Raw genomic sequence first — 12,283 nt, forward strand, 5'->3', positions numbered from 1 at the left:
CATGACCGGTCCGCTACGCATCGCGACAAGGGGCCACGACGAACTGCGGCAGGGCCTGCAGGATTGGCTGCGCGCTCTGCTGCCCGCCGACGCCGAGCCCATCGTCGGGCCGGTTACCGCGCCTGGCGGCAACGGCATGTCAAGCGACACCGTGATGTTCGAGCTCACGACAGCGATGCGGGGTGCACGGCGGTGCGTGGCGCGGATCGCACCGCAACCGGATGCCGTGCCGGTGTTTCCGCACTACGACCTCGCACGGCAGTTTCAGATCATGTGCCTTGTCGCCGAACGCTCCGACGTGCCGGTGCCTGAGCCGTTGTGGTGTGACACCGACGGTGTGGCGGCCGGTTCACCGCTGTTCGTGATGGCGTGCGTTGATGGTGACATCCCACCAGACGTCATGCCGTACAACTTCGGCGGCTGGCTCGCGGAAGCGGATCAGGCAGACAGGGAACGGCTGCAGGAAAGCACCGTCGCGGCCATCGCGGGCATTCACGGCATCGAGCTGACCGCTGACGACGTGGCGCTGCTCGATAATGACCGCGATGAGCCGACGCCGCTGCGGCGGCATGTCGCCGAACAGCGGGATTACTACCGCTGGGTGGCACGGGAACGGCCGCACCCGCTAATCGAACGTGGCTTCGCGTGGCTCGCGGAGCATTGGCCCGCCGAGGAAGGTCCCGCTGTCCTCAGCTGGGGTGATGCCAGGATCGGCAACATCATCTACCGCGACTTCCTGCCGGTTGGGGTGCTCGACTGGGAGATGGCCGCGCTAGGGCCGCGCGAACTCGACATCGGTTGGCTGATTTATCACCACCGGTTCTTCGAGGATCTCGCCGCGATGGCTGGTCTCGACGGGCTGCCCAGTTTCCTGCGGCCGGAAGACGTCACGGCCACCTACCACGCCGTGACCGGATATCAGGTACGTGACCTGCACTTTTACATCACCTATGCGGCGCTCCGGAACGCGATCGTCATGGCTCGGATGGCGCAGCGGCAGGTGCGCCTCGGGGAACGGGAACAGCCCGAGGATCCTGACGACGTGCTCTACGACCGGAGCTCGCTCGAGGCGCTGCTCGATGGGACGTACTGGGATGCCATCGACTAACGCAGATAAGTAGAACCTGTTTTCGTTCTGCGTCGTTGTACTGGGTGACACGCTGCCGACGAGGAGGTGTCGCGGTGGTTCGGGCGACAGCGATACGCGGGGGAACACGTTATCGGTATGCGCGTGGCAGGCCGGTTCGCAGGCTGGCGACCGCCGCCGCGTCCGCCGGCTTGTTGCTGACCGTTCTGCCGCCCGGCGCGGCCGCGTCAACGGACCCTGGCGGCGGCTGCCCGGTTGTCGGCACAGCGGTCGGTGTCCAGGTCACCGTGAGCGCGAGCGACAATCTGCTGCTCTCCGCACCGACCGGGGCCGGGGTGCCGGTCGCGCAGGCCTGTGTGGACTACGCGGTGCGGGACTCGCGGGCGTTCGCCAGCAGTCCGTATCCGGGTGAGACGGTCCTCGCCGGACCAGGGCTGCTGGGACAGCGGCTCGGCCAAGACGTGCCCGGCTATCCGGCGTACGCCTCATCGCGACACCCGGCGCGCGGATCCGGCGAGGCCAACGGTCCCGGCTATGACCTTAGAGCCAGTAGTGACGAGACAACGAGCACCGCATGGGCACGGTCCGGTGGCGCACCGGAAAACGGCGAGGGCGCTGGGGGCGCAGATGGCTCCGGAGACACCCTCTCCGTCCCTGAGGCCACCGTCGACCCCGACTCGCGTTCGGCCGCGGCGACCGCGAGCAGCGACACCCGGCCGTTGACGATCAACGACGTGCTCACCCTCGGCCAAGTACACAGCACCGCCACCGCGGAGCTCAGCGGGGACGGCACCATCCGGCGCGACTCGGACCTGCGAATCGGTAGGACCACCGTCGCTGGCGCCGAGGTCGTCATCACGCCCAAGGGTGTTAAGGCGGCGGATCAGACGGTCGGTCTGCCGGAGCAGCGCCCGGCGGACGCGTTGGAGCAAGCCGGAATCGACGTCGAATACCTCGCGGCGGAGAAGACCAAGGACGGGGTGCTGTCCGCGGGTGTCCAGATCGTCGCCGAGCACACCGACCCCGGGTCCGGGGCGACCTACACGGTTACCTACACCGTCGGGCGGGCGTTCGCGGGTGTGGCACCGGTTCGGGACGACTCGTTCGACCGCGGCGGCGGGCTGGACGCCCCGCCGCCGCCGAAGGTCGCCGCCGAGCCACCGGCGCGGGGTGGCGCGCGGGCAGCCGAACCGCCTGGCGGGCCCAGTCCGGCGAATGCTCCCGCGCCTGAACCCGACCAGGCACCGGAGCCCGCCGCGGCGCCAGAGGTCGAACCGCCTGAGACGCAAGCGGTGCGCCAGGCGGGCAACCCGATTCCGATGGGCGTCGGCGCGCTGTACCTGGCGATCGTGCTCGGCGCGCTGGCCATGGTCGTTAGCGCCACGATGCTGCGGCTGTTGGGAGTGAAGACGCGATGGACCTCATGACAAGGGCGCGCAGTCAAGCCGACCGGCTGCTCGCCGCGGCGACGCTGCTCGCTGGGCTGTTGACACTGATCGCGGGCTGGCTCGGCGTCAGTGGCACGCCCTATCCCGCCGAGCAGTTGCCGTACCTGATCAGCGGCGGCATCGGCGCGCTGTTCCTGCTCGGGGTGTCCGCCACGCTGTGGCTGTCCGCCGATCTGCGAGACGAGTGGCGCAAGCTGGACCGGATCGAGCGGGCGATCCGTGAGACCACGTGGGACGACGGCGAGCACGCTGCTGAGCCGTACGCGACGGTCGATGTCTCGGCCGGTGCCGTACCGGACACCGCGGACGCCGAGGCGCCCACCGAGCGGCTCGACCGGCAGAACGGCGGTAAGGCGCCGAGCCGAGTGTCGGCAGGGGACCAGCCATGACGGGCAGCCCCCAGACCTGGCAGCCGTGGCAGCCACGGCAGGCAGGCCCGTGGCGGGACGCTGACCTCATCTCGGTGTGCCTCATCGCGCTGATCGGCGTCGTCATGATCGGCGCGGCCTGGTTCGGCGCGGCGGGCGCCGCGTCGCTGACCCAGCAGGCCGCCTGGGCGACCCTCGCTGTCGGCGGCCTCGTGGTATCCGGTGTCGGTCAGAGCCTGTGGCTGTTGCGGTTGCGCCGCGCGATCGGGCAGCGGAGGGTCGGATTGATCTCGCTCGACCCGCCAGCGGCGGCGGAACCAGCACCCCAGCCGGTGCCCCGGCACGACACCGCGTCGCTGCCGTTGGTGCGCGCCAACGGCATGCGCAAGGTGCACGATCCCGGCTGCCCGCTGGTGGCGGGCAAGGACGTCGAGCCAGCCGCGCTCGGTGACGGCGAACCCTGCGCGGTGTGTCAGCCATGAACGAGCTGCTGCCTTTCGTCATCATCGGGATCACCACCGGTTCGGTGTACGGGCTGGCGGCGATGGGTCTCGTGCTGACGTACAAGACGTCTGGCATCTTCAACTTCGCGCACGGCTCCATCGCCGCACTGGCCGCGTATGCCTTCTACGACCTGAATGTGCTGCGCGGCCTGCCCTGGCCGGTCGCGGTCGCCATCGTCGTCGTCGTGCTGCCGCCGCTGCTCGCGCTGGTGCTCGAGCGGATCGCCACCCGGCTCGCCGACGCCACGGTGACCATGAAGATCGTCGCGACGGTGGGGCTGCAGCTCGCCATCACCAGCGCGCTGCTCGCGCACTACGGTGGGCAGAGCCTGCCGTTCCCCGCGTTCCTGCCGGTCGAGACCGTCTCGCTGCTCGGTATCGAGGTGGGCATCGACCAGCTCGTCTCCACCGGCATCGCGGCGACCGGCGCGCTGGCGTTTTACCTGTTCTTCCGCCGGTCCCGGCTCGGGGTGCGGATGCGCGCCGTCGTCGACGATCCAGACCTGCTGTCGCTGTCCGGGACAGGACCGGTCGCGGTGCGCCGCTCGGCCTGGCTGATCGGTACCTGGTTCGCCGCGATCTCCGGGCTGCTGCTCGCACCGCAGATCGGGTTGGACGCGTTGCTGCTGACGCTGCTGGTGGTGCAGGCCTACGGCGCGGCCGCCGTTGGGCTGTTCCGCAACCTGCCGGCCACCTACGCCGGTGGACTGCTGATCGGGCTGCTCACCGCGCTCGCGACGAAGTTCGTCGTCGGCTCGGAGACGCTGGCGGGGCTGCCACCGGCGATCCCGTTCCTCGTGCTGTTCGCGGTGCTGCTCGTGGCAGGCAAACGACGTCTTGTCGAGGTCGGCGGCCAGCTGCGGGCGCCGGTGTCATCGCCGCTGCTCACTCCCAGCGCCACTCGGGTCGTCGTGCTGGTCACACTGGTTGTCGCGCTGGCGATACCGCACCTCGTCGGCGCGAAGGTGCCGGTGTACTCGAACGCGCTGGTGTTCGTGCTGATCTTCGCCTCGTTGCACCTGCTTGTGCATACCTCGGGGCAAGCGTCGTTGGCGCACGCCGGGCTGGTCGCCGTCGGGGCGGCGTCGTTCTCCCACCTGGCTGTCGGTGCCGGGCTGCCGTGGTTGGTCGCGGTGTTGCTGGCCGGGGTGATCGCGGTGCCCGTCGGCATGCTGGTCGCCGTGCCCGCGATTCGGCTGTCCGGGCTGTTCCTCGCGCTTGGCACTTTTGGGTTCGGGCTGCTGCTTGAGCGAGTGGCATACCGTACCGACTTCATGTTCGGCACGACCAGCACGCTCGAGGCGACCCGGCCCGCCGGGTTCGACTCCGACACGGCGTTCTACTACGTGCTGCTCGGCTTCGCGGTCGCGGGCGGGCTGGTGGTCGCCGCGGTCAACCGCAGCAGGCTCGGCAGGCTGCTGCGCGCGATGGCGGACTCCCCGACCACGCTGACCACCCTCGGACTCGGTGTGAACGTCACAAGGGTCACGGTGTTCGCGATCTCGGCGTTCCTGGCAGGAGTGGCGGGTTCGCTCTACGCCTCGCAGAGCCTTTCCGCGACCGGCACACCGTTCACGGCATACAACTCGCTGGTCTGGCTCGCGGTGCTGGTGCTGTTCGCGATGGCGCGCTCGGCAGCGCCGGTGCTCGCCGCGCTGTTCGTCGCGGTCGCGCCCGCCTACGGCGGCGGTGAGGCGATGGTCGACTGGATGCCGGTGTTCTTTGGCCTCGGTGCGCTGTTGGTCGCGCTGCACCAGGCAGGGACGCGGCCCACTGGTGCGTCGGAAGGCGCTACCGACGCCGAGGGCACCGGCTCGCGAGCGGCGGAGCGGGTCGGCGCGGGTAGCGCGGCCGCCGAACGGCTCGCCGAGACCGCATCGGCGCACGCCGCACGCAACGGTTCCGGTGCGCCGACAGGGGCGCGGCTACGGATCGGAGCACCACGATGAATGCCGGGTTGCGAGTTGACGGGCTGACCATCCGCTTCGGCGGGCTGACCGCCGTCGACGGCGTGACGCTCGATGCCCCTCGAGGCAGGGTGACCGGGCTGATCGGCCCGAATGGCGCTGGCAAGACCACGACGTTCAACGCGTGCTCCGGGCTGCTGCGACCGTCCGCGGGCACGGTGAGTCTCTTCGGTCAGGACGTCACCGGCGCGTCGGCCGCCGCACGGGCTCGGCGTGGACTAGGGCGCACCTTCCAGCGCATGGACCTGTTCGACTCGCTGACGGTGGAGCAGAACATCGCGCTCGGCCTCGAGGCACGGCTCGCGCGCGGGCATCCGATCAAGCAGCTGGTCAGCTCGAGGGCCGATCGCAAGGCGGTGCGCACGGCCACCGAGGAGGCGCTCGAGCTGTGCGAGCTCGGTGAGCTGCGCCGGGAGCCAGCTGGCGCGCTGTCCACTGGGCATCGGCGCCGGGTGGACCTCGGCAGGGTGCTGGCTGGCGGGTTCTCGATGCTGCTGCTCGACGAGCCGTCGTCCGGATTGGACACCTCGGAGACGGTCCGGTTCGGACAGTTGGTCAGCCGGGTGGTGGCGGAACGGGGCTGCGGCGTGCTTCTCGTCGAGCACGACATGGCGCTGGTGATGGCGATCTGCGACTACCTCTACGTGCTCGACTTCGGCGAGCTGATCTTCGAGGGCGCCCCGGACGAAGTGCGCGGCAGTGAGGTCGTGCGCGCGGCGTATCTGGGATCGGAGGCGGCATGAGGACTGCTTGCAGGTCCGAATCGGAGTGCCAGAGGACTGCTTGCAGGTCCGAATCGGAGGGCACCGATGCTTGAGCTGACCGATGTTTCCGCTGGTTACGGCGAGACCGCCGTGCTCGCCGACGTCTCGCTGTGGGTGCCGCCACGCTCCGTCGTCGCGCTGCTCGGGGCCAACGGCGCTGGCAAGACGACGCTGCTGCGGGTGGCGTCCGGGTTGCTGAAGCCGTCGGCGGGCCGGATGTCGCTGGACGGCACCGATGTGACGGGCAAGGCGCCGCACGTGCTCGCGAATCGGGGCGTGTGCCACGTGCCGGAGGGGCGCGGCATCTTTCCGACGCTGACCGTGCGGGACAACCTGATCATCCAGGCAGGGGACGGTAACGCCGATGACGCCGTCGAGCGGGCGGTGTCGGCGTTCCCGATCCTTGGGGAGAAACTCAGCCAGCTCGCCGGGTCGCTGTCCGGCGGGCAGCAGCAGATGCTGTCGCTGAGCAGGGCCTATGTCACTGACCCGTCCTACGTGCTGCTGGACGAGGTGTCGATGGGACTGGCACCGGTCGTGGTCGACGAGATCTTCGAGTCGCTGGCGACGCTCGCCGCGCAGGGTCGCGCGTTGCTGCTGGTGGAGCAGTACGTCACCAGAGCGCTTGATCTCGCTGACTACGTCTACCTGCTCGCGCGGGGACGTATCGAGTTCGCGGGGGAACCGGGCGAGCTCGACGCCGAACGGCTGATGGCTCGCTACATGGGAGGCACGCATGCCTAGGAGGACACCGTGAGGATCTGGACACGCAGCCGCGTCCTGGTGGCGTTGTTCGCGGTGACCGCACTCGTCATCGCGGCCTGCGGGACGCGGGTCGACCACGACAGCATCGTGCGCGCGGCGGACACCGGCGCCGGGCCAGCGGCGTCGGACGTCGCTCCCGGTGAGCCGGGCTCCGTCGCGGATGCTCCCGGCGCAACGGCAGATCCCGATTCCGACCCGACGACGGGCGAGGCTGCCGACTCCGGGCGCGGCGACGGCCCCGCGGGGGAGCGAGGCGGATCATCGGGCGACGCGGGCGGAGCCAAGGGTGACTCCGGTGGTGACCAGGGCGGCGCCACGAACGGCGAGCCCATCGTCATCGGCACCGTCGGTGCGTACTCCGGGCCAGGCGGCGCGGCGCTGGCGCAGGGCGCGCGTGGGTTGCAGGCTTGGGGCGCGCACGTGAACGCGAACGGAGGCATCAACGGCCGGCCGGTCAAGGTCATCGTGATGGACGACGGCGGCGACGCCGCCAAGGCACGCAGCCTGATGAAGGAGCTGGTCGAGGAGCACAACGCGGTCGCGGCCGTGGCGGCGATGACCGTCGTGGAGACGTTGAACTCCTGGAAGGGTTACGTCCACGAGAAGAAGTTTCCCGTCGTCGGCGGCACCTGCGGTCCGGAATGGGTCAAGGCGCCGATGCTGTTTCGACAGTGCCCGTCATCGGCCAACCAGATCTATGGCACGGCGCTCGTTGGCGCGAAGCACGGCGACGGCACGAAGTTCGGCGGATTGTTCTGTAGCGAGACGCAGTCGTGCACCTACGTCGAGGAGCAGTTGTTCGACAAGGGCGGCGCCAAGCGCGCCGGGCTTGACCCGGTCTACCGGGCGCGGATCTCGGTATTCCAGGCCGACTTCACCGCCGAGTGCATCCAGGCGCGCAACGCGGGCGTTGAGCTGTTCATGGTGATCGCTGATCCGAACACGGTCGAACGCGTCACGTCATCGTGTCGCAGGCAGAACTTCACCCCGCAGTATCTGCAGATGTCCAGCACGATGCGGCCGCAGTTCGCGAGCAACCCGTCGTTCGAGAACGGGCTGGTCAGCATGTCGGTGTTCCCGTTCGCGGGATTGAGTACCCCGGCGTTCAAGGAGTTCGCCGCCGCGTGGGAGCGCTTCGGCGATGGCAACGCCCCCGGGCCCGCCGCCGCGCAGGCATGGGCATCAGCGAAGCTGTTCGAGAAAGCCGCCAGCTCGGCGGGGTCCGAGATCAGCAGGTCGAGCATCGTTACACAGCTGCGGAAGCTGCGGGACGAGCGGCTCGGCGGGCTGACGGTACCGCTGAACTACGACAGCAGTGGTGTCAGCGACGTCCCGTGCACCTATTACATGCGGATCGCGGGCGGCAAGTGGACCGCGCCCGAGGGCGACGACCTCACCTGCTGGTGAGGTGGAGGTGCCGGTGCCGCAACCATCATCAGAGCAGGTGGACGTGCTCGCTCCCGCACGGCTAGGTCCGGTGACACTGCGCAACCGGATCATCAAGTCGGCGACGTACGAGGGACTGAGCAGAGACGGCCTCGTCACCGACGAGCTGATCGAGTTCCACACCCGGCATGCCGCTGGCGGTGTCGGGATGACGACGGTGGCCTACTGCGCGGTCGCGCCGGAGGGACGCACCGATCGGCGCCAGATCCTGTGGCGTCCCGACGCGCTGACTGGACTGCGGGCGCTGACCGAAGCGGTGCATGCCGAGGGCGCGGCGGTGTCCGCCCAGGTCGGACACGCGGGGCCGGTCGCCGATCCGAGGAGCAACCGCGCGCGGGCCGTGGCACCGAGTCGACGGTTCAACCCCATGGCCTTCCGCTTCGCACGGCAGGCGACCCACGATGACCTCGCGAGGATCGTTCGGGCACATGCCGACGCGGCGCGCATGGCGGTCGACGCCGGGTTCGACGCGGTCGAGATCCACCTCGGGCACAACTACCTCGCGAGCTCGTTCCTGAGCCCGAAGATCAACCGCCGCACCGACTCCTATGGCGGGAGTCTGGCGAATCGGGCGCGGCTCGCCAGGGAGATCGCGGCCGCTGTCAGAGCAGCCGTCGACGGTCAGCTCGCGATCACCGCGAAGCTGAACATCGACGACGGGGTGCCGGGCGGCTTCTGGCTCGACGAGGCGATCACCGTGGCTCGGTGGCTAGAGGCGGACGGCTCACTCGATGCGCTCATGCCGACGGCCGGTAGCTCGCTGCTCAACCCGATGTATCTGTTCCGGGGCGACGCGCCGGTGCGTGAGTTCGCCGCGGCCATGCCCCGGCCGGTCGGCCTCGGCGTGCGGATGGTCGGCAAGTACGCGCTGCGCCACTACCCCTACACCGACGCCTACTTGCTCGATCAGGCGCGGCAGATCCGCGACGCCGTTCGGATGCCGCTGGTTCTGCTCGGTGGGATCACCACCAAGCAGGTCATGGACCAGGCGATGCGCGAGGGCTTCCAGTTCGTGGCCATGGCGAGGGCGCTGCTCCGGCAGCCGGACCTAGTCAACCGCATCAAGGCCGATCCGAGCACGCCCTCGCTGTGCATCCACTGCAACAAGTGCATGCCCACCATCTACAGCGGCACCAGGTGCGTGCTCGCGGAGCCGTAGGCGCCGCCCACCGACGTCCCCACGGAGCGGCTAGGTCGTCATCAGCTCCGCGCAGCGCTCGCCGATCATCATGGCGGGTGCGTTGGTGTTACCGCCGGTCACGGTGGGCATGATCGACGCGTCCGCGACGCGCAGGCCCTCGATGCCACGCACCCGCAGCTGCGGGTCGACGACGGCGCGCTCGTCGGCGCCCATCCGGCAGGTGCCGACCGGGTGATAGACGCTGTGCACCCGGTTTGGCAGCTCGCGACGCAGCGACGTCTCGTCACGGAACGCGTCGCCGGGACTGAACTCGGCGCGTACGTCGCCCGCGATGAGCTTGTTCGCCATGATCTCCCTGGTGAGCTGAATGCCCTCGATCAGCAGATCCGCGTCAGCGGGTTCGGCGAGGTACGCCGGGTCGATCAGCGGTGCCGCCGTGGGGTCGGACGACGCCAGCCGTACCTCGCCCCTGCTCTGCGGGTAGATCAACGTCGGCAGCACCGTCAGCGCGGGTCGCTTGTCAGGCCGGTGGATCACCGGCGCGTCCTGGTTCGGCACCGGATACGACCACGGCAGCGTGTGGAACTGGATGTCGGGCCGATCGGTCGCCCGGGACGACCGCACGAAACCCACCGCCTCGAACACCGTACGTCCGAACCACGAATCACCTCGGAGCATCTCGGTGAGTACGCCGGACGCGAAGTGCAGAGCCGTGCCTCGGTGGACCGCGGATGGCATCAGGAACGACATCGGCACGAACAGGTGGTCGTGCAGGTTCTTGCCCACTGGCAGGTCCGCGCGCACCGTGATGCCCATGTCGCGCAAGTGTCCAGCGGGCCCGATGCCGGAGAGCAACAGCAGGTGCGGTGAGCCGAACACACCAGCCGCCAGCACCACTTCCTGGGAGGCGGTGATCACCCGGGTGCCGGACTTCTCGGCGATCTCCACACCGGTGACGCGGTCGCCGCTGAACGTCAGCCGCGTGACGTGTGCCTTGGTCAGTACCCGCAGGTTCGGGTTCCCGCCCAGGTACCCACGTGACGAGCTGTAGCGCAGCCCGTCGGCCGCGCTCTCCTGGAAGATGCTGACGCCTTCCTGCTCGGCGCCGTTGTAGTCGTCGAGCTTTGGCACGCCCACGGTGTCGCTGAGCGATTCGATGAACGACGTCGATGCCTCGGTGAGGTCGCGCTGCCGGGTCACCTTGATCGGGCCACCCGCACCGCGCAGCTCGTTCGCGCCTTCTTCCCAGTCCTCCATCCGCTTGAAGCTCGGCAGGACGTCGTCATAGCTCCAGCCGTCGCAGCCCTCGGCGGCCCAGCCGTCGTAGTCGGCGCGGTTGCCGCGTACGAACAGCATCCCGTTCACCGAGCTGGAGCCGCCGAGCACCTTGCCGCGCGTCGACGGGATCTGGCGCTCCAGCGCGTGCTTTTGCGGCACCGTCGAGAAGCCCCAGTCGAATCGCTTCTTGAGCTGGGGCACGCTGTGCATCGGGGCGATCATGCCCGGTACCCGGACGAACCGGCTCTTGTCCGGCCCGCCAGCCTCGATGAGCACCACGCTCGCGCCGTGCTCCGCGAGCCTGCTCGCCACCGCGCAGCCGGCGCTACCCGCGCCGACAACGACGTAGTCCGCTTCCGTCATGGTTGTGACCTCGATCCGAACGTAGGGGCCGCCGTGCGGCGCTGTGTGATGCTCATGTCTCCGCCGCCAACAGCGAGCCAAGCGTACGCAGCTGGGACGTCGCGCCGCCGAGCGCGAACTCGGCACGCTTGGCCGCGGCGAAGTAACGGTGTGGCGGTGCGTCGGTGTCGATGCCGACGCCGCCGTGCAGGTGCACCGCGGTGTGTGCCACCCGGTGTCCCGCGTCGGCTGCCCAGAACTTCGCCGTCGCGACCTGCTCGCCGGCTGGCAGGCCCTCGGCGAGTCGCCATGCCGCCTGCCACAGCGTCAGCCGCACCGCCTCGACGTCGATGTAGGCGTCCGCGAGCCGCTGCCGTACCGCCTGGAATGACCCGATCGGCTTGTCGAACTGCTCCCGCTGGCGGGTGTACTCGCCGGTCAGCTCCAGCGCGCGTTCCACGATGCCGAGCTGCAGCGCGCACAGCCTGACGATGGCGTGCTGCCTGGTCGACGTCGTGGCGTCAGGTTCGCTGAGGACGTCGTCCGCCGCGACGGCGACGTCTTGCAACTCGACCAGCGCCGCGTCGTCGCCGTTGACGGTGCGCTGCGCGGAGACCGTGACGCCGTGCGCGTCGGCTGGGACGACGACCAGCGCGTCGCCGTCGTCGGCGGCCACCTCGCACAGGAACGCTCCCGCGTGGACGCCGTCGAGCACGGCGGTCTGCGTGCCGGATACCAGCCAGCTATCACCGGAGGGCCGCAGGGTGAACGGCGCGGGCGCGCCCTCGTCGGCCAGCGCAACCGCCAGTGTGGCCTCGCCCCTGCTGACCGGCAGGATCCAGCGTTCGATGTGCGCTGGCGTGCCGAACCCGGCGAGCGCCGATGCCGCGGTCACGCTACTCAGATAGGGCACCGGTGCCGCCGTCCTGCCGATTTCGATCAGCAGGCTGCACTGCTCGAGCAGGCCGAACCCACCGCCGCCGGTTTCGGCGGGCAGCGCGGCGTCGAGCAGCCCAGCCGTGGCCATCGACCGCCACAGGTCGGGGTCGAAACCGCCGAGGTCGCGGTCGGGGTGCCGCTCGGCCCAGTCGGTGAGTACGCGCCGGGCGAGGCCGGCGAGGTCGTGTTGCGCTTCGGTGAGGCTGAAGTCCATGGGTGTCCTTAACGGAGTCGC

General features: G+C 69.6%; 11 protein-coding genes. 9 read left to right on the forward strand and 2 right to left on the reverse strand.

The window, feature by feature from the left end; genetic code table 11:
• Position 1: 1 nt before the first annotated feature.
• The 9 genes from ACFQGD_RS05460 (at position 2) to ACFQGD_RS05500 (ending at position 9,507) form a co-directional block, all read left to right on the forward strand.
• Positions 2 to 1,108 carry a phosphotransferase family protein gene (locus ACFQGD_RS05460; RefSeq protein WP_345395811.1) on the forward strand — a complete coding sequence of 369 codons (1,107 nt, stop codon included), beginning with the start codon at positions 2 to 4 and terminating at the stop codon, positions 1,106 to 1,108.
• A 74-nt stretch (positions 1,109 to 1,182) separates the two neighbouring features.
• Complete coding sequence (locus ACFQGD_RS05465; RefSeq protein WP_345395813.1) at positions 1,183 to 2,514, forward strand: hypothetical protein; 1,332 nt, start codon at positions 1,183 to 1,185, stop codon at positions 2,512 to 2,514.
• The gene (locus tag ACFQGD_RS05470) at positions 2,511 to 2,924 is read left to right on the forward strand and encodes a hypothetical protein (RefSeq protein ID WP_345395816.1); all 414 of its coding nucleotides are present in this window, start codon (positions 2,511 to 2,513) and stop codon (positions 2,922 to 2,924) included. The genes ACFQGD_RS05465 and ACFQGD_RS05470 overlap by 4 nt, the downstream gene beginning before the upstream one ends.
• On the forward strand, positions 2,921 to 3,385 hold the full coding sequence (locus tag ACFQGD_RS05475; RefSeq protein ID WP_345395819.1) for a hypothetical protein: 465 nt from the start codon (positions 2,921 to 2,923) through the stop codon (positions 3,383 to 3,385). The genes ACFQGD_RS05470 and ACFQGD_RS05475 overlap by 4 nt, the downstream gene beginning before the upstream one ends.
• Positions 3,382 to 5,355 carry a branched-chain amino acid ABC transporter permease gene (locus ACFQGD_RS05480; RefSeq protein WP_345396123.1) on the forward strand — a complete coding sequence of 658 codons (1,974 nt, stop codon included), beginning with the start codon at positions 3,382 to 3,384 and terminating at the stop codon, positions 5,353 to 5,355. Before ACFQGD_RS05475 ends, ACFQGD_RS05480 begins: the two co-directional genes overlap by 4 nt.
• The gene (locus tag ACFQGD_RS05485; RefSeq protein WP_345395822.1) at positions 5,352 to 6,116 is read left to right on the forward strand and encodes an ABC transporter ATP-binding protein; all 765 of its coding nucleotides are present in this window, start codon (positions 5,352 to 5,354) and stop codon (positions 6,114 to 6,116) included. The genes ACFQGD_RS05480 and ACFQGD_RS05485 overlap by 4 nt, the downstream gene beginning before the upstream one ends.
• A 66-nt stretch (positions 6,117 to 6,182) precedes the next feature.
• On the forward strand, positions 6,183 to 6,881 hold the full coding sequence (locus ACFQGD_RS05490; RefSeq protein ID WP_345395824.1) for an ABC transporter ATP-binding protein: 699 nt from the start codon (positions 6,183 to 6,185) through the stop codon (positions 6,879 to 6,881).
• Between the two features lie 9 nt (positions 6,882 to 6,890).
• Positions 6,891 to 8,309, forward strand: coding sequence for an ABC transporter substrate-binding protein (locus ACFQGD_RS05495; RefSeq protein ID WP_345395827.1), 1,419 nt, complete (start codon positions 6,891 to 6,893; stop codon positions 8,307 to 8,309).
• A gap of 13 nt (positions 8,310 to 8,322) precedes the next feature.
• Positions 8,323 to 9,507, forward strand: coding sequence for an NADH:flavin oxidoreductase (locus ACFQGD_RS05500; RefSeq protein ID WP_345395830.1), 1,185 nt, complete (start codon positions 8,323 to 8,325; stop codon positions 9,505 to 9,507).
• Positions 9,508 to 9,537: 30 nt separating this feature from the next.
• On the opposite strand, the gene ACFQGD_RS05505 is transcribed toward ACFQGD_RS05500, so the two are convergent.
• Complete coding sequence (locus tag ACFQGD_RS05505) at positions 9,538 to 11,130, reverse strand: GMC family oxidoreductase (protein WP_345395833.1); 1,593 nt, start codon at positions 11,128 to 11,130, stop codon at positions 9,538 to 9,540.
• 52 nt (positions 11,131 to 11,182) lie between these two features.
• Positions 11,183 to 12,262: an acyl-CoA dehydrogenase family protein gene (locus ACFQGD_RS05510; protein ID WP_345395836.1), complete on the reverse strand. Its 1,080-nt coding sequence runs from the start codon at positions 12,260 to 12,262 to the stop codon at positions 11,183 to 11,185.
• Positions 12,263 to 12,283: the final 21 nt, after the last annotated feature.

Source organism: Haloechinothrix salitolerans (assembly GCF_042662605.1).
Taxonomy (GTDB): domain Bacteria; phylum Actinomycetota; class Actinomycetes; order Mycobacteriales; family Pseudonocardiaceae; genus Haloechinothrix_A; species Haloechinothrix_A salitolerans.